At 70.9% G+C, this 15427-nt stretch carries 17 protein-coding genes; 10 read left to right on the top strand and 7 right to left on the bottom strand.

The annotated features are described in order from the left end of the window. The 3 genes from VED21_RS13370 to mobB form a co-directional block, all read left to right on the top strand. On the top strand, positions 1-742 hold a 742-nt coding region (locus tag VED21_RS13370; RefSeq protein ID WP_324882866.1), incomplete at its 5' end, for a helix-hairpin-helix domain-containing protein. 31 nt (positions 743-773) lie between these two features. After that, on the top strand, positions 774-1373 hold the full coding sequence (gene pgsA / locus VED21_RS13365; RefSeq protein ID WP_324882865.1) for a CDP-diacylglycerol--glycerol-3-phosphate 3-phosphatidyltransferase: 600 nt from the start codon (positions 774-776) through the stop codon (positions 1371-1373). Between the two features lie 10 nt (positions 1374-1383). Then, positions 1384-1884, top strand: a complete 501-nt coding sequence (mobB, locus tag VED21_RS13360; protein ID WP_324882864.1) for a molybdopterin-guanine dinucleotide biosynthesis protein B — start codon at positions 1384-1386, stop codon at positions 1882-1884. Positions 1885-2022: 138 nt separating this feature from the next. On the opposite strand, the gene VED21_RS13355 is transcribed toward mobB, so the two are convergent. From VED21_RS13355 to VED21_RS13345, 3 genes are all read right to left on the bottom strand, one after another. Next, complete coding sequence (locus VED21_RS13355; protein WP_324882863.1) at positions 2023-3153, bottom strand: BsuBI/PstI family type II restriction endonuclease; 1131 nt, start codon at positions 3151-3153, stop codon at positions 2023-2025. Further along, positions 3150-4820, bottom strand: coding sequence for an HsdM family class I SAM-dependent methyltransferase (locus VED21_RS13350; protein ID WP_324882862.1), 1671 nt, complete (start codon positions 4818-4820; stop codon positions 3150-3152). The genes VED21_RS13355 and VED21_RS13350 overlap by 4 nt, the downstream gene beginning before the upstream one ends. Positions 4821-5066: 246 nt before the next feature. Further along, positions 5067-5687, bottom strand: a complete 621-nt coding sequence (locus VED21_RS13345; protein ID WP_324882861.1) for a response regulator transcription factor — start codon at positions 5685-5687, stop codon at positions 5067-5069. Positions 5688-5988: 301 nt separating this feature from the next. Here VED21_RS13345 and glp point away from each other — a divergent pair, with 301 nt between their 5' ends. From glp to VED21_RS13325, 4 genes are all read left to right on the top strand, one after another. Next, complete coding sequence (gene glp, locus VED21_RS13340; RefSeq protein WP_324882860.1) at positions 5989-7257, top strand: gephyrin-like molybdotransferase Glp; 1269 nt, start codon at positions 5989-5991, stop codon at positions 7255-7257. Beyond that, the gene (moaD, locus tag VED21_RS13335; protein ID WP_324882859.1) at positions 7257-7508 is read left to right on the top strand and encodes a molybdopterin converting factor subunit 1; all 252 of its coding nucleotides are present in this window, start codon (positions 7257-7259) and stop codon (positions 7506-7508) included. The genes glp and moaD overlap by 1 nt, the downstream gene beginning before the upstream one ends. A gap of 64 nt (positions 7509-7572) precedes the next feature. Beyond that, complete coding sequence (locus tag VED21_RS13330; RefSeq protein ID WP_324882858.1) at positions 7573-8301, top strand: trimeric intracellular cation channel family protein; 729 nt, start codon at positions 7573-7575, stop codon at positions 8299-8301. 34 nt (positions 8302-8335) lie between these two features. Beyond that, positions 8336-8818 (top strand): molybdenum cofactor biosynthesis protein MoaE, encoded by a 483-nt coding sequence (locus VED21_RS13325; RefSeq protein ID WP_324882857.1) that lies wholly within the window; start codon positions 8336-8338, stop codon positions 8816-8818. Between the two features lie 109 nt (positions 8819-8927). Here VED21_RS13325 and VED21_RS13320 read toward each other — a convergent pair whose 3' ends face one another. Next, positions 8928-10073, bottom strand: coding sequence for an alpha/beta hydrolase (locus tag VED21_RS13320; protein WP_324882856.1), 1146 nt, complete (start codon positions 10071-10073; stop codon positions 8928-8930). Positions 10074-10329: 256 nt separating this feature from the next. On the opposite strand from VED21_RS13320, the gene VED21_RS13315 reads away from it, so the two are divergent. Further along, positions 10330-10785 (top strand): hypothetical protein, encoded by a 456-nt coding sequence (locus VED21_RS13315; RefSeq protein ID WP_324882855.1) that lies wholly within the window; start codon positions 10330-10332, stop codon positions 10783-10785. A 4-nt stretch (positions 10786-10789) separates the two neighbouring features. Here the strand turns inward: VED21_RS13315 and VED21_RS13310 are convergent, their stop codons facing one another. Beyond that, positions 10790-11344, bottom strand: a complete 555-nt coding sequence (locus tag VED21_RS13310; RefSeq protein ID WP_324882854.1) for a GNAT family N-acetyltransferase — start codon at positions 11342-11344, stop codon at positions 10790-10792. A gap of 119 nt (positions 11345-11463) precedes the next feature. Between VED21_RS13310 and VED21_RS13305 the strand changes: the two genes are divergently transcribed. Then, entirely contained in the window at positions 11464-12585 is a 1122-nt protein-coding gene (locus tag VED21_RS13305) for a hypothetical protein (protein ID WP_324882853.1), read from the top strand. Here the strand turns inward: VED21_RS13305 and VED21_RS13300 are convergent. Next, on the bottom strand, positions 12554-13525 hold the full coding sequence (locus VED21_RS13300; protein WP_324882852.1) for a HAMP domain-containing sensor histidine kinase: 972 nt from the start codon (positions 13523-13525) through the stop codon (positions 12554-12556). The two genes, VED21_RS13305 and VED21_RS13300, sit on opposite strands and share 32 nt — an antisense overlap. 287 nt (positions 13526-13812) lie before the next feature. On the opposite strand from VED21_RS13300, the gene VED21_RS13295 reads away from it, so the two are divergent. Beyond that, positions 13813-13983, top strand: a complete 171-nt coding sequence (locus tag VED21_RS13295) for a hypothetical protein (protein WP_324882851.1) — start codon at positions 13813-13815, stop codon at positions 13981-13983. A gap of 47 nt (positions 13984-14030) precedes the next feature. On the opposite strand, the gene VED21_RS13290 is transcribed toward VED21_RS13295, so the two are convergent. Then, positions 14031-15377 (bottom strand): globin-coupled sensor protein, encoded by a 1347-nt coding sequence (locus tag VED21_RS13290; RefSeq protein WP_324882850.1) that lies wholly within the window; start codon positions 15375-15377, stop codon positions 14031-14033. Between the last annotated feature and the right edge of the window lie 50 nt (positions 15378-15427).

Genomic DNA, 15427 nt, shown 5'->3' with positions numbered 1-15427 from the left:
CCTCGCCGAGCACTCCTCCCAGCAGCGCCTGCTGGAGGGCGTCGCCGAGGTGTTCGGGCTGGACGCCCCGCCGGAGCGGATCGAGGTCTACGACAACAGCCACGTGCAGGGCGCCTTCGCCATCGGCGGCATGATCGTCGCCGGGCCCGAGGGCTACATGAAGAACGCCTACCGCAAGTTCAACATCCGCTCCGAAGAGGCGGCCGGCGACGACTACGCCATGATGCGCGAGGTGCTGACCCGCCGCTTCGGCCGCGCCCTGAAGGAGGATCCGGAGCGCACGGGCGGCACTTGGCCCGACCTCGTCCTGATCGACGGCGGGCAGGGGCAGCTCTCCATCGCGCGGCAGGTGTTCGACGAGCTGGGCATCACCGACGTGCCGCTGGTCGCCATCGCCAAGGGGCCGGACCGCAACGCCGGGCGGGAGCACTTCTTCATGCCCGACCGGGCGCCGTTCCAGATGGAGTCGCGCGACCCGGTGCTGTACTTCCTCCAGCGCCTGCGCGACGAGGCGCACCGCTTCGCCATCGGCACCCACCGGGCGCGCCGCGCCAAGGCCATCACCAAGTCGCCCATCGACGAGATCCCCGGCATCGGCCCGGCGCGCAAGAAGGCGCTGCTGCACCATTTCGGCAGCGGCAAGGCGGTGGCGCGCGCCGGGCTGGCCGACCTGGAGGCCGTTGAGGGGATCAATCGTACGGTGGCGAAAAAGATCTACGATCATTTCCATCCGGATGGTTAGAATGGGCCCGCCGTTGCGAGCCTCACAAGCCATGATGACCAGCCTTCCGAACCTGCTGACCCTGTCGCGCATCGCGGTGATCCCGCTGGTGGTCGGGCTTTTCTACGTGCCCGAAGCGTGGGCCGCGTACAGCGCGTGCTCGCTGTTCGCGGCGGCCTGCATCACCGACTACTTCGACGGCTACCTCGCCCGCGCGTGGGAGCAGGAATCGGTGATCGGCAAGTTCCTCGACCCCATCGCCGACAAGCTTCTGGTTGCGGCGACGCTGATCATGCTGGTCGGATTCGGCCGGCTGACCGGCCTGTCGATCCTGGCCGCCGTGGTGATCCTGCTGCGCGAGGTGCTGGTGTCGGGCCTGCGCGAGTATCTGGCCGGCCTCAACGTCGGCGTGCCGGTCACGCGGCTGGCCAAGTGGAAGACGACCATCCAGATGGTGGCGCTGGGCTTCCTGATCGTCGGCGACTACGGCCCGCGGGAGATCCCGGTGACGGTCATCGGCATCACCGGCCTGTGGGCGGCCGCCATCCTCACCTTCGTCACCGGTTGGGACTACATGCGCGCCGGCCTGAAGCACATGACCGCGGAACCCGCCCGCCCGCCCGCGTCCGCCAAACAGGCCCGATCCGCATGAAGGGGCCCGCATGAAGATCTTCGGGCTGACCGGGTGGAGCGGCAGCGGCAAGACGACGCTGGCGGTGAAGCTGCTGCCGGCGCTGATCGGCCGGGGCCTGCGCGTGTCCACCATCAAGCACGCGCACAAGGGCTTCGACATCGACCACCCCGGCAAGGACAGCCACAACCACCGCATGGCCGGCGCCACCGAGGTGCTGGTCAGCTCGCCCAAGCGCTGGGCCCTGATGCACGAACTGCGCGACGAGCCGGAACCGACGCTGGAGGAGCTGGTGCGCAAGCTCCAGCCGGTCGACCTGCTGCTGATCGAGGGGTTCAAGCGCGACCGGCATCCCAAGCTGGAGGTTTGGCGCCCCAGCGTCGGCAAGCCGCTGATCGCCGCCGAGGACCCCACCGTCGTGGCCATCGCCAGCGACGGCCCGGTGCCGGACGCCCGGGTGCCGGTCTTCCACATCGACGACGCCGAGGCCATGGCGGCGTTCGTGGTGGAGTTCTGCGGGCTGAGGGCGTAGGCCCCCTCCCGCCCGCTTCGCGGGCACCCTCCCCCGCGTTGCGGTGGAGGGGATTGGCTCCGCCAGCCTGAAAACCCTCCACCTCGAAGAGGGGGAGGGTGGCCGAGCGTCAGCGCAGGCCGGGAGGGGGCATCGGCACTACAACCCCTTGCCCGCCTTCAGCCACACCAACAGATCCGGCTCCGCCATGAACCACAGGTAGGAGTTCACGGCGATGCTGGGGAAGCGCGCCTTGGCCGGTGCCGCCCCCCGGTGCTCGAACACGCTGACGAAGGCCACCTGATCGTCGGGGAAGCCGGCCGCGCGCGTGGTCGCCAGCAGCTCCGCCTTGCGATCCTCGGTGAAGGGGCCGTCGGTGGCGACGATCTCGACGAAGACCAGCCGCATGCGCTCCCCGCCCAGGTCGGCCAGCACGACGTCGGGCAGCAGCTTCTGCTGGTCGATGGGCAGGCCGATGCGGCGCATCAGCGCGTCGTCCTGCGCCACGATCTTGGTGGCGCTCTCGCTGATCCACAGCACGGCCGGCTCGATCAGGTGGCGGGGGGCGAACTCCTCCACCACCGCCTTGGTCAGGACCGAGCTGGTGCCGGGGCTCATGACGCGCGAGCCGCCCTTGGGCAGCCGCACCTCCACCGCCTCGCGCCCGGCGACGCGGTCGCGCAGGATGGCGGTGCGGGCCAGCTGGTCGGCGCTCAGGTGCGTCGCCGCCCATGTTTGCGCCGCGCCGGCGAATCCCTCCTCGGGCGCCGTGATCAGCGCGGCGAAGCTGCGCTTCAGCGCGTAGCGGCCGAGGCTGCTGGTGGTGGCGATTCCCTCGCGCAGCGCCACGGCGTTGTAGGTGATCAGGCCCTGGCGCAGCGTCTCGTCGCGGATGGGCTCGCGCGTGTTGTCCTTGTACCAGGGCTCGCCCGGCGGCGCGAAGCCGGGCCGGGTCGAGGCGGTGCGGAAGGCCAGCCGGGATGCGGAGTCGGTCAGCGCCGCCTGGGCGTCGCTCATCCGGCAGACCTGGGTGGGCGCCAGCCAGACGCCGCTGCCCTCGACCGCGCCGACGTAGAGCAGGGCGAAGACGGTGCGCGCCGCCATCTCGCGCACGACGTAGTTGCGGTCGGCCAACCCTTCCGGGAAGACCTCGGCCAGCCGACGCTTGATGGTCACCACGTCGGCCAGCGGCGGCAGCGTGCCTTCGGCCGGGGTGATGACGGCGGCGGGCGGCGGCTCCGGCGGCGGGGCGGGGGCAGCGGTGAAGCCGAAGAGGTCGGGCTGGGTCATGATTCGCGGACCTGTACCCCGTACATCTCCCAGATCCGCTTCTCGATCGTGTCCTTGCCCGCCTTGCGCGCGATCATCCGGTCCAGAGCCTTCAACTCCGCCACCGGCGGCAGCGGCGTCGCCTCGATCTCGTAGGCCGACACGGCGGGCGTGCCGTTGATGCAGCGGAACGCCTCGTCCATCGCCGCGCTGTTCAGCAGCGCCGCCACCGTCTGGGCGGAGATCAGCGGCACGGAGCCCCGCATGGGCTTCACCATGTTCAGGTGGTTCTCCACCGACACGGCGCCGCCGTGTTCGTCGATAAAGTCCTGTGGCAGCTCGGCGGCGATCAGGCGGCGGGCCTGTTCCAGCGCGGTGGTCCGCTGCACCAGGACGCAGGCGGTGCGCACGATGTTCGGCTCGTCCGCCGGGCCGGGCACGAACCATGCCTTGTGGTTGCGCGTCACCGCCTTGAAGGCGAACCGGCCGGAGCCGTCGGCGGCCACGCACTCCGCCCAGATCAGCGGGACGGCGCCGCGCACCTTGTGATCGTGCAGCTTCGCCTTGTGGCGGTTCCACACCAGCGGGCCGGTCGACACCTCGTAGCCGATGTCGGCCAGCCGGCCGGGCATGGCGCGCAGCCGGTGCGCGAGATCGACGTTGCGGGCGTGGCGGGGCAGCAGCCACGGCCGCGACGGATCCGCCGGCAGGGCGAAGCCGCCGCCCGGCGTCACCGCCACGTCCCCGGTCTCGCGCGCCCCCAGGAAGGATACGGAAACGCGTGGCGAATCCGCGCGGTAGACGGCCAGCAGCGCCTCCTGCAGCACGTCGGCGAAGACGCCCTTGCGGGCGTCGACGAAGTCGATGGAGACGGGCGGCGCCCGCTCGCCCAGCAGCCGGCGCAGGTTCTTGAAGTACTCGCCGCCGAGGAAGCCGGCGGGTGTCACGTAGGCGATGACGCCCCCCGGCCGCGCCATCCGCACGGCGAGGTCGGTGAACAGGCCGTACACGTTGGCGTGCCCGTACAGGCTGCGCGCCCAGCGCGCCCGCACCTCCTTGTCCAGCGTGACGCGCCCGTACGGCGGGTTGCCGACCACGAGGTCGTAGCCGCCGCGCTCCGCGATCTCCAAATCGTCGATGGCCAAGCTGTCGCGCACCTCCACCAGCCGCGCCAGCCGCCGTCCGGCGGCGCGCGCGGCGTCCAGCAGCGCCGCCTCGACGAACACCTGCGACATCCAGGCGCCGAGCGCGTCGATGTCGATGCCTGACAGGTGCGCTTCGACATGCGCCAGCACCTGTTCTCCGGGCGCGCCCGCCAGCGCGGCGGCCATGCGCGCCGCCACCGGCGCCAGGAACGCGCCGCCGCCGCACGCCGGGTCCAGCACCCGCGCCGTCCGCCAGTCCACCCCCGCCGCCTCGGCCTGATCCAGCAGCCGCTCGGTCAGCGCGGGCGGGGTGTAGAAGACGCCGAAGTCGCCGCGGTGCGCCTCCGGCAGCATGGCGGTGTAGATGGTGCCGACGGCGTAGCCGGCCTCCAGCGGCGGCATCTCCGCCGCCTTGGCGGCGATCTCGGCGGCGACGCGCTGTTCGGCCTTGCTCACCGCCGCGCGGCCGGCGCGCGCGGGGCGGGCCGGGCATTCAAGATCCGGGGCCAGCGTGTTCCAGTAATGCTCGGCCACGAAGGTCATGAAACCTTGGGAAAAGCGCAGACGATCCAAGTCGGTATGGCGACTCGCGGCGAGGCGGCGCGCGCCTTCGCGCAGTTCCTTAAGGGCTGCGCAAGAGGACGGGCGTGGATCGACTGTGGGTGCCAGGGCGCGCGCTGAGTAATTCATCCAGTTCACGGCCTCGGCGAGGCATGACGTCGCGGAACCGGACTATAGGAGACGCCACCGCCGGCCGCAAGGGGCGGACCGATGTCGGCTTTCGCCCCCTCAATCGTCCCCGAACGAGAAGCGCGCCGCCTGCACCCGGTTCTTGACGCCCAGCTTGTCGAAGATGTGGCCAAGGTGGCATTTGACCGTGACGTCGCTGATGTTCAGCGTGCGGGCGATGGCCTTGTTCGGCAGGCCCTGGCGCAGCAGTTCCATCACCTCCGACTCACGCGGGGTCAGGTCGACCTCGGGCCGAGCCGGCGCGCGGTCGGGGTGCTTGGCGCGCGGTGCCAACAGCGCGGCCGGTACGAAGATTTCGCCGGAGTGGATCAGGTTGAGCGCGGCGAGGAACGCGCTCATCGGCAGCCGCTTGGGGATATAGCCGGAAAATCCCAGGCCGACGGCTTCCACGGCTTCCCGCTGGCATTCGCCGGTGGTCAGCAGGGCGGCCCGGGCGCAGGGGTGGCGTTTGCGCAGCAGCCCCATCAGCGCGGGCAGGTCCAGGTCCGGAAGCGTGTTGGCAACGACGGCGATATCAATGTTATCTCTGCTGGCAACAATCGCCACTGTTTCCTGGAACGTTCCTGCCTCGGCAATCAAGGCTCCGGAATTCAGCGATGAAAGAAACGGGCGAACGCCGTCGCGGAACATTGCGTGCGAATCGGACAGCATGATGTTCATGGCGTTTCCTCGTGTCTTTTTATGCGTTCTAAGAAGTTTGGGAGTTCTATTGTGATATTAGATTGCCGTTGGCGGGTTAATAGATTGGGCGCAATTCTGCGTCTGTCTTGCGACTTGCTGACGCAGGCGCGGTCCGGAACCTGATTTTGGTCAAGCCGGCCGATGTGACGCGGGGCTATGGGGTGTATCACCGCGTATCATCCCGTAACATCCGTCCGTCGTCCGGTACCTTCGCAGGGCTTGCATCGCGCGGCACCGAACCGGCAAAATCGTGGCGCAAGAACAGGTTGCGATCCTCCTCATGGCCCAGCTCAGTGACGACTGCTTCGCCTTCGGCGGCGACTTGATGCCCGTGGACGCCGCGCTCGACGCGCTGCGCGGCCGCCTGCACGCGGTGACCGAGGCCGGGACGGTGCCGCTGGCCCAATCCCTCGGCCGCATCCTGGCGGAGGATGTGGTGGCCCCCTTCGACGTGCCGCCGCACGCCAACTCGGCCGTCGACGGCTACGCCGTCTTCTTCGACGACCTGACGCCGGGGGCGGAAACCGTGCTGCCGGTCACCGCCCGCGTCGCCGCCGGCCAGACGCTCGGCCGGCCGGGCGTGCGGGGGGAGGCGGTGCGCATCTTCACCGGCGCGCCGATGCCCGCGGGCTTCGACACCGTCCTGATGCAGGAGGACTGCCGGGCGGAGGGCGAGCCGGGCCGGGGCGGCGCCGTCACCATCCCGTCCGGCATCAAGCGCGGCTCCAACCGCCGCGAGGCGGGCGAGGACGTCACGGCGGGCGCCGTCATCCTCGCGTCCGGGCGCCGACTGCGGCCGGAGGACATCGGGCTCGCCGCCTCCGTCGGCCGGCGCGAGCTGGCGGTGCGCCGGCCGCTGCGCGCCGCCGTCTTCTCCACCGGCGACGAGGTGCGGGAACCGGGCGCGCCGCTGCCGCAGGGGTGCATCTACGACGCCAACCGCTTCTCCCTGATGGCGGCGCTGGCGCAGCTCGGCTGCGCGGTCACCGACCTCGGCATCCTGCCCGACCGCCGCGACGCCATCCGCGACGCGCTGGCCGAGGCCGCCGCGTCGCACGACGTGCTGGTCACCTCGGGCGGCGTCTCGACCGGGGAGGAGGACCACGTCAAGGCGGCGGTGGAGGCGCAGGGCTCCCTGCATTTCTGGCGCCTCGCCATCAAGCCGGGGCGGCCGGTGGCGCTGGGGCAGGTGCGCGGCACCGCCTTCATCGGCCTGCCGGGCAACCCGGTGGCGGTGATGATCACCTTCCTGCGCGTGGCCCGGCCGCTGCTGCTGCGCCTGATGGGGGCGGAGGAGAAGGCGCCGCCGCTGTTCCCCGTGCGCGCGGGCTTCGCCTACAAGAAGAAGCCGGGGCGCCGGGAGTACGTGCGCGCCCAGCTGGCCCGCGGCGAGGACGGTGTCTTGACCGCGCTCAAGCACCCGCGCGATGGTGCCGGCATCCTGTCGTCGATGGTTGAGTCCGATGGGCTGGTCGAACTGCCCGAGGATCTGACGCGTCTGGAACCCGGGGCGGTGGTGGATTTCCTGCCCTTCAGCGAGGTGCGGTGATGAAGGTTCTCTATTTCGCGTGGCTGCGCAGCAAGATCGGCGTCGCCCAGGAAGAGGTGGCGCCGCCGGCCGAGGTGCGCGACGTCGGGTCGCTCGTCGACTGGCTGAAGGCCCGCAGCCCGAAGCACGCCGAGGCGCTGGCCAACACCGCCGTGGTCAAGGTGGCGGTGAACCAGGAATACGTGCCCTACGACCACCCGCTGTCGGCCAACGACGAGGTGGCCCTATTCCCGCCGGTGACCGGCGGCTGAGGGCGCCTTGACGGGCCGGCGCGTGTCTTGCCAGAAAGGGGTGCCTTTTCCATCCTGAGCGCCCATGCCTCAATCCCTGATTTCGCAAGCCTTCGGCGAGGTGGTCGACACGCCGTGGTTTCTCGCGGTCGACATGGCCGGCACCGTCGCCTTCGCGCTGTCCGGCATCACCATCGCGCGTTCGGAGCGCTACTCCATCTTCGGTGCCCTGGTGCTGGCGTGGCTGCCGGCGCTGGGCGGCGGGCTGGTGATGGACCTCATCGTCGGGCGCACGCCGCCGGCCATCCTCGCCCAGCCGGCCTATATGTACGCCATCCTGGTGACCGTGCTGGCGGCGCGGCTGGGGCTGTGGGCGGTGGACCATGCGCGCGGGCGGCTGGTCTTCTTCTTCGACGTGGTGCGCTGGTACCTGATGGTGGCCCGGCGCCTGCCGCCGCGGACGGCGCTCGTCCTGTTCGACGCGATCGGGCTCGCCAGCTTCACCGTGACCGGCGTGTTCACCGCCATCCAGTTCAACTGTCAGCCGCTGGCCCTGTGGGGGCCGATCCTGGCGATGATGAACGCCAGCCTGGGGGCCATGCTGCGCGACGTGTTTCGGGCCGACGCCCACAACCCGATCCTCAAGGGCTCCTTCTACGCCGAGGTCGCCATCCTCTGGGGGCTGTTCCTGTCGGTGTATGTTCAGGTGGTCCCGCATTCGGCGGTGGCGGGCGGCGTGGCCGCGACGCTGGCCGGCGTGCCCGTGACGCGCCTGATGCTCTACCGCCGCGCGGTTTCCGCGCCCATGTTCTGACAACCGGCACCGTTCAGGGAGAGGACCGTATACCATGACCGTGAAGGTGCAGCGCGAGGACTTCGACCCCGGCGCCGAGCTGGACGCGCTGACGCGCGGCAAGACGTCCATCGGCGGCGTCACGACCTTCATCGGCTACGTCCGGGACTATGTCGGGAAGGACGGGGCCGGCGGCGAGGCCGTGCGGGCGATGACGCTGGAACACTACCCCGGCATGACCGAACGCCAGCTGGAGGCCATCGAGGCGGAGGCGCGGAAGCGCTGGCCGCTGGACGACGTGCTGGTCATCCACCGCTACGGCCGGCTGGAGCCGGGCGACCGCATCGTGCTGGTCGCCACCGCCTCCGCCCACCGCCAGGCGGCGTTCGAGAGCTGCCACTTCCTGATCGACTGGCTGAAGACCAGGGCGCCCTTCTGGAAGCTGGAAGAGACGCCCGGGGGCGAGCACTGGGTGGAGGCCAAGGACAGCGACGACGACGCGGCGGCGCGTTGGGAGGGGCAGAGCGACGGGGCGTGACGGGCTGGTCGTTGGGTTTTGCGGCTGACGCCTCAACCCAACCTACGGATGCGTCGTAGGTTGGGTTGAGCGCAGCGAAAACCCAACGTCGGGAGCCTGCTCCGGAAGCCTACTCCACCTTGCGCAGCACGGTGTCCAGGCGGCCCTTGCCGGCCTTGTCGATCCAGGCGGCGGCCAGCTTGCCGTCGGGGCGCAGGCGGTAGCGCAGCACGTTGCGGCCCTTCTCGTCGAAGACCAGCGTGTCGCCCTCGATGCGGCCCCTGCGGCGCACGCGCTCCATGTCGTCGCCGGGCTCCACGCCGGGGCCGAGCACGTAGTCGGCATAGACGGCGTCGCCCTCCACCCGGTCGACGTTCAGCACCAGCTCGCGGCCGTTGACGTAGGTGCCGTACCACGCGCCGAAGAACGGGCGGGCGCCGGCGACGGTGTCGGTGGCGGACCGCTGGCTGCCCGTCATCGCGGCGCGCATCAGGCTGGGGCTCGGGCTGCGGCCCCAGGAGTCGTCGCACGGCGGGTCGGTCGGGCGCGGCGCCGTCTCGGCGAAGCGCAGGATGCAGGCGCCGAAGCGGCGGACGAACAGGCCGGTGGTGGAGGCGCCATGGCCGGTCAGGTTGGCCGGCTGGTCGATGATGGTGTGCTCCAGACCCCGGCTGGCCAGGATGGCGCGCGCGTTCTCGCCGCGTCCCCCCGGATCGAAGTCGTCGCCGTGGAAGAAGAAGAGCATCACCCGGGCCGAGCGCACGTTGCGCAGGATCGGCCAGAGCTGGGTGGCGTTCTCGCGGTAGCTGTCGTACGCCTCGGAGAAGTTGCCGAACGCGGCGGGGGCGGTGCCGATCACCGCGTCCAGCCTGTCGGTCAGCCCGGCGGCGAGCAGCGAGATGAAGGCGCCGAACGACTGGCCCGTCGTCACCACGCGCTTGTAGCCGCGGTCCTTCAACTGGTCGACCTGGGCGGCGAGTGCCCGCGAGCTGTTGGGCAGCGTGTCGCTGACCCGCATGCGATCCAGCCGGTAGACGTCCCAGCCCGCCTCGCGCAGGACCTGCATGTAGAGCGGCGTGGGGGCGTTGGAATCCTCGACCTCCACCGAGCGGCCGTGGCTCCACACCACGGCGCCCATCGCCTTCGCCGGGCCTTGCAGCGACGCCTCGCCATAGGCGGGGTTGAGGCGGATCTGCGCGGCGGCCGGTATGGCCGCGCAGGCCAGCGTACCGGCGATCAGCAGACCCAGAAAACCTATGCCAAGCTTGCGCATCATCCTTCCACGCTCCGCGCCCGGGGGTACCGCGTTCGGGCGAGGCCCAGGATTTTAGATCGAGGTTAACGCAAGCTTGCCGGCCGCCGCGGGTCCGGGAAATGTCACAGTTCACAGCCTTGGCATGGCAGGGGGGCGGGAGGGGAGCATGGCTGGGCGCGCTGCGGCAGTCCGCCGCAGAAACGTGCGAATGAGAATGACTCGCAATTTGTGCCGAAGTGCGCTAGGGTCGCCTCGGACTGGCAGGGGAGGCGAGGACATGCCCGGATCGATCGTGTGGACCGTGGACGACCTGACGGAGGGGGAAGGGGCGGTGCTCGCCGCGGTGCGGCTGTGGTTCCGGTCGGGCACGGCGCGCACCATGCCGGCGATCCGCACGGCGCTCAGCCGTGCGGGCATTCCGGGGGAGGCGCTGCTGCCGCTGTTCGCCATGCTGGGCGTGCTGGCGGCGGACAGCTCCCGCGCGATGCGCGTCGAGGCGCCCGCGACGGTGCGCGTGGCGTCGGACGAGATGGCGTTCCTGGAGGCGCTGGGCGCCTTCCAGCACGGCGAGGACGCCGACGGCATGATGCTGCTGGACAACTGGCTGCCGCTGGTGGCGCTGTGCATGGTCTCCGCCTCCGCGCGCGACTTCGGGCGTGCGCTGGCGGGGGCGGGCGTGTTCCTGCCCTTCCGGCGGGGTGCCGCGTACCGTCCGGCGATGGCCGCCGAGTAAAAGTTCAGCGCGCCGCGCGGCGCGGGAGGGCGGCGGCCAGGGTCTTGCGCAGCAGAAGCTGGTCGATGGGCACCTCGATCAGGTCGCCGTCCGGCGTGCGGTAGCTGTACTGGCCGCGCTCGCGGCCCGCCCGCGTGTAGCCCAGCCGTTCGTAGAAGCGCATGACGCCGGTGTTGTCGCGGTCGACGCCGAGTTCCATGGCGCCCACGCCCTGGTCCAGTACCGTGCGCTCGGCCGCCCGCATCAGCGCCTGGCCAAGTCCGGCGCGCCGGAACGGCGGGAAGACGCGCAGCGCCCACAGCGTGGCGAGCCCCATTGCGCGCTTACGCGCGAAGTCCAGCCACGCCTGCCCGGCCGGGAAGCCGCGCACGTCGGCGACGAGCATGACCGCGTTCCCGCTCTCCTGCGCCTGGAAGGTGGTCTGGATGATCTCGCGGTGCGGGGTGTAGAGGCCGTACCACTCCAGGGCCGGCAGGTCGTCGGCGCGGCAGCGGCGGATGGTCACCGGCATGCCGATCGTCGTGCGGGCGATCACGCCGTCGTTGTTCCACCCGTCCATGCCGCCCTCCCGCTTTGTCCTGAGCGCTCAACGGGTTCCGGCGGCGTGCGTTCCGCGTCGGGACCCCGGGGGCCGGGCGGGGCGTTCATCCCCGGGGCCAACGGGCACGGAGGCGGCGGGTGGATGCGCGGTGGAACGCGGCGGAAGGCGTGGCGATCCTGCTGGAGCGGGCGGGGGAGCGGCTGCGCCGGCGCCGGGTGCGGGAGTGCCTGGACCTCCTCGACCGCGCCGAGGCGCTGGGCGCCGATCCGCTGGACACCGGCGGAGCGCGATGGCAGGCCTGCATGCTGCTGGGCGATTTCGCCGGGGCGTGGGCGGTGAGCGACGCCGTGCTGGCCCGCGCCGACCCGGCGAGCTTCAACCGCCGCGACTGTCCCTTCCATCGGCGCGCCGTGTGGAACGGCACGCCCCTGGCCGGCCGGCGGGTGCTGGTCCGCTGCTACCACGGGCTGGGCGACATCATCCACTTTTGCCGCTACCTGCCGCTGCTGGCCGGCATCGCGCGTGGCGTGGCCGTGCAGGCGCCGGACGCGATGCACGCGCTGCTGGCCTGCCTGCCGGGCGTGCGGGCCGTGTTCCCGCTCGGCGACGATGTGGCGCTGCCGGACTTCGACGTGGACGCGGAGTTGATGGAGCTGCCGCACGCGTTCCGCAGCACGCTCGCCACGCTGCCCGCCGCGGTGCCGTACCTGACCGTGGAGCCGGAGCGGGTCGCGGTGCAGGCGGCGCGGCTGGGCGGCGCCGGGCGGCTGCGCGTCGGCATCGCCTGGGCGGCGGGGGCGTGGGACGGCGGGCACCGGTCGCTGCCGCCGGAACGGCTGGGCGCGCTGATGGCGGTGCCGGGCGTCGACTGGGTGTGCCTGCAGCGCGGCCCGGCGCTGGCCGAGGCGGGCGCGGGCATGACCTTCAGCGACCATGGCCCGCGCACCGACGACGTGCTGGACACCGCGGCGATGATGCAGGCGCTGGACCTCGTGGTGTCGGTGGACACCATGGTGGCGCACCTCGCCGGGGCGCTGGCCGTGCCGGTGTGGACGCTGCTGAGCCATGAGGCCGACTGGCGCTGGATGCTGGGCCGCGACGACAGCCCCTGGTACCCGACCATGCGCCTGTTCCGCCAGCCGGACCCCGGCGACTGGGCGTCGGTGGTCGAGGCCGTGGCGGCGGCCCTGCCCGGCGTCAAGCTGCCCGGCGTCAAGCTGCCCGGGGTCAGGCCGCGTGCGGGCCGCGTGGGAAGGTGAGCGTCACGGTCGTTCCAGTGCCGGGAATGCTGGCGACGGCGAGTGTGCCGCCGTGCAGCTCGATCAGCCCCTTGACCAGCGGCAGGCCGAGGCCGGTGCCGGCGTGCTGGCGCGTGTGGAGGTTGTCCACCTGACCGAAGCGCTGCAGCGCCGTGGTGATCTCCGCGGCCGTCATGCCGACGCCGGTGTCGCTGACGGCGACCTGGGTGCCGCCGCCGGGCAGGCCGCGGATCTCCAGCCGGACCGTGCCGCCGCGCGGGGTGAACTTGCAGGCGTTGGACAGCAGGTTCACCAGCATCTGCTTGGCGGCGCGCGGATCGGCGTGCAGCGCGCCGGTGCCCGGCGCCACCTCGAAGCACACGGTCACGCCCGAGGCGCGGGCTTGGCCGCTGTTCAGGCGCAGGCAGGCCTGGGCGAGGTCGGCCGCGTCCATCGGCTCGGGCGACAGGCTCATCCGCCCGGCCTCGATCTTGGCGAGGTCGAGAACGTCGTTGAGGACGTCCAGCAGGTGGACGCCGGCTGCGTGGATGTCGCCGGCGTATTCGACGTAGCGCTCCTCCGCCTGCGGGCCGGTGCCCCAGGCACGGTCGCGGATCATCTCGGCGAAGCCCAGCACGGTGTTGAGCGGCGTGCGCAGCTCGTGGCTCATCAGCGCCAGGAAGTCGGACTTGGCGCGGCTGGCGTCCTCAGCGGCGCGGCGGGCGACCTCGGCCGCTTCCAGCCGGCGCATCCATAGGACCAGCACCGCTGCCAGCACGGCCACCGCGATGGCGGCCAGCAGCGCCGCGCCGGGGAAGGAGGGATGGTGATCCCGCCACGCGGCGCCGCCGGCCACGCCGGCCGCGCTCGCCGCCACCGCCACCGCCATCGTCGCCAGCAGCCCGCGCAGCCGGTCGCGACCCAGCGGCGTCATGCTGATGGCGGTGGTGCGTGCTTTCATGCTGGCGATCCGGTTGGCGGGAGGCCCCTGGGGCGCCCTGGGGCGCCCTGGGGCGAAGGAGCCCGATGATTGCGCCGATATGCCCGTGTCTTCAATTGCCTTTATGGAAGCCGCGCCATGCCGCTGCAAATGATAGATCAAAGGGCGAATCCCTATGTCGAAGACATGAATTGACTCCGGCGGCAGTCCTTTGGTAAGACACTAAACAAGCAATTGATGCCGGACAAAAGAACGCCGGCCTTTGCGTAAAGTTTTATGCACTGTTTTCGGGATGGAAGGGGAAAGTCATGCTGCGCATCGTCAACCTGGGGCGGACCGGCCTGTATGTGGTGATGAACGGCGGCACGCTGGCGTCGCTGGGTGGCCGGAGCTGGTGGAACAGCCTGGACGAACTGCGCGCGGCCGCAAAAAAAGAGAACGCGGCCGTCGCCGACCACGTTCTCCATACGGTGCACTGATCCCGGACGCCTGACGGCGCTCCCCGCGACGTCGTGGGCGCGCCGGATCAGCAGGCGCGCACGCGGGCCAGGAAGCGGTCGACCTCGTTGCGCAGGGTGTCGGCCTGACGGGTCAGGTCGCCGGTCGCCTGCAGGACGTTGCGGGCTTCCTGGCCGGTGTCCGTGGCCGACGCGTTGACGCGCACGATCGTCTCGCTCACCTCGCGCGTGCCGATGGACGCCTGCTGGACGTTGCGGGCGATTTCGTTGGTGGCGGCGCCCTGTGCGTCCATCGCGGTGGCGATGCTGGTCGAGATGCCGTTGATGCGCGAGATCGTCTCCGTGATGCTGCGGATGGCGCCGACGGCCTCCTGCGTGGCGCCCTGGACGGCGCCGATCTGCGCGTTGATCTCCTCGGTCGCCTTGGCCGTCTGGTTGGCCAGCGACTTGACCTCCGACGCCACGACGGCGAAGCCCTTGCCGGCCTCGCCCGCGCGCGCCGCCTCGATGGTGGCGTTCAGCGCCAGCAGGTTGGTCTGGCTGGCGATGTCGTGGATGAGCTTGACCACCTGCCCGATCTTGCTGGCCGCGTCGGCAAGGCCCTGCACGGTGGCGTTGGTGCGCTCGGCCTCCGCCATGGCGTCGTTGGCGATGCGGGCGGACTGCGTGACCTGATGGCTGATCTCGCCGATCGACGCGGTCAGCTCCTCGGCCGCGGCGGCGACCGTCTGGATGTTGACCGAGGCCTCCTCGGCGGCGGCGGCCACCTGGGTGGAGCGGCTGCTCGTCTCCTCGGCGGTGCGGGACATCGTCTGCGCCGTGCCCTGGAGCTGGGTGGCGGCCGAGGCGACGGCCTGCACCACGCCCTTCACCTCGCGTTCGAACGAATCGGCGGTGCTGCCCAACTCGCGCGAGATGATGGCCGCGGTGTTCAGGTCGACGTAGACCGAGGTGGCGAGGTCCATGTCGAGGAACACGGCCTTGTTGATGGCCTGCAGCACCTGCGCCAGCCGTTCCGGCTTCTTGCGGTAGATCTGCGCGGCGACCTCGATCAGCCGGTTCAGCGTGAAGCAGTAGGCGCCCGTGTACCAGCGCGGCTCCAGTCCGATGCGCTGGTGGCTCTGGCCGATGCGCAGCACCTGCGCCATGTAGGTTTCGTCGAAGGTGCCGGTGAAGACGTTGCGCAGCCAGTGCTGCTTCTGCGCGTCCCGCGCCCGCGACACCGCCGAGGGGTTGGACACCAGCGCGGCGGTTTCCGGCACCGTGCGCAGGTAGCTGTAGAAGTCTTCCAGAATCGAGTCGATACGCACGGCGAGGTGCGGCTGGAACTCACGCAGGGCAGCCTTGGTGGGTTCGTCGATGCGCAGGAAGCGGATACGCTCGGCGATCGATTGCGACTGGGCGGCGTTCGACATGGGTGGTGCGTGCTCCGGCAGGGCGTCGGCGGCAGGTTATTTACAATTTT

It is taken from the genome of Azospirillum sp. (genome assembly GCF_035627195.1).
In the GTDB taxonomy this organism is placed as follows: domain Bacteria; phylum Pseudomonadota; class Alphaproteobacteria; order Azospirillales; family Azospirillaceae; genus Azospirillum.
Note: the sequence above shows the minus strand (reverse complement) of the source record. Positions and strands in the feature narration are given on the sequence as shown.

Bases quoted from the DNA above. Each gene is read 5' to 3' on its own strand.
- VED21_RS13350 (WP_324882862.1), bottom strand. From the start codon at position 4,820: ATGACCTTCGTGGCCGAGCATTACTGGAACACGCTGGCCCCGGATCTT.
- VED21_RS13320 (WP_324882856.1), bottom strand. From the start codon at position 10,073: ATGATGCGCAAGCTTGGCATAGGTTTTCTGGGTCTGCTGATCGCCGGT.
- VED21_RS13290 (WP_324882850.1), bottom strand. From the start codon at position 15,377: ATGTCGAACGCCGCCCAGTCGCAATCGATCGCCGAGCGTATCCGCTTC.
- VED21_RS13310 (WP_324882854.1), bottom strand. From the start codon at position 11,344: ATGGACGGGTGGAACAACGACGGCGTGATCGCCCGCACGACGATCGGC.
- pgsA (WP_324882865.1), top strand. From the start codon at position 774: ATGATGACCAGCCTTCCGAACCTGCTGACCCTGTCGCGCATCGCGGTG.
- VED21_RS13295 (WP_324882851.1), top strand. From the start codon at position 13,813: ATGCTGCGCATCGTCAACCTGGGGCGGACCGGCCTGTATGTGGTGATG.
- VED21_RS13355 (WP_324882863.1), bottom strand. From the start codon at position 3,153: ATGACCCAGCCCGACCTCTTCGGCTTCACCGCTGCCCCCGCCCCGCCG.
- mobB (WP_324882864.1), top strand. From the start codon at position 1,384: ATGAAGATCTTCGGGCTGACCGGGTGGAGCGGCAGCGGCAAGACGACG.
- moaD (WP_324882859.1), top strand. From the start codon at position 7,257: ATGAAGGTTCTCTATTTCGCGTGGCTGCGCAGCAAGATCGGCGTCGCC.
- glp (WP_324882860.1), top strand. From the start codon at position 5,989: ATGGCCCAGCTCAGTGACGACTGCTTCGCCTTCGGCGGCGACTTGATG.
- VED21_RS13345 (WP_324882861.1), bottom strand. From the start codon at position 5,687: ATGAACATCATGCTGTCCGATTCGCACGCAATGTTCCGCGACGGCGTT.
- VED21_RS13315 (WP_324882855.1), top strand. From the start codon at position 10,330: ATGCCCGGATCGATCGTGTGGACCGTGGACGACCTGACGGAGGGGGAA.
- VED21_RS13330 (WP_324882858.1), top strand. From the start codon at position 7,573: ATGCCTCAATCCCTGATTTCGCAAGCCTTCGGCGAGGTGGTCGACACG.
- VED21_RS13325 (WP_324882857.1), top strand. From the start codon at position 8,336: ATGACCGTGAAGGTGCAGCGCGAGGACTTCGACCCCGGCGCCGAGCTG.
- VED21_RS13300 (WP_324882852.1), bottom strand. From the start codon at position 13,525: ATGAAAGCACGCACCACCGCCATCAGCATGACGCCGCTGGGTCGCGAC.